Here is a 287-nt window from a genome sequence, read left to right as displayed (position 1 = left end):
CGTCTTTCTTCTGTGCTCATTTCATGAAGGTTATCACCACAACAAGAGCACACCTGTTCTTCTGAAGAAAGGCGATGCTCTACAACTTCTTCTTCAAGGCCTTCTAACTGTATATCTCGCTGGCCTTTGAATTTACGACGCTTGTATGTGATTTCCTCCAGTTCAGGCTCTTTTACAGAAGCATCAGCTTCTTTTTCAGTTTCGTTAAAAAGCTGCATCTGATCTGGAGTTACTTCACTAGAGCTTCCAAATTGTTTATGTCGGTTAAGCTGGTAGTGTTCTTTGAG

Annotated in this window: 1 protein-coding gene; it reads right to left on the bottom strand. The window is 41.5% G+C overall.

All coding sequences use genetic code 11. The features are described 5' to 3' along the window. Positions 1–287: IS66 family transposase (locus tag CDO51_RS13335; protein ID WP_476703722.1), on the bottom strand; the 287-nt coding region annotated here is incomplete at both ends.

This window comes from Natranaerobius trueperi, assembly GCF_002216005.1.
GTDB classification, from domain to species: Bacteria; Bacillota; Natranaerobiia; order Natranaerobiales; family Natranaerobiaceae; genus Natranaerobius_A; species Natranaerobius_A trueperi.
The sequence above is the reverse complement of the archived record's forward strand: the minus strand, read 5'-3'. Positions and strand labels throughout refer to the sequence as shown.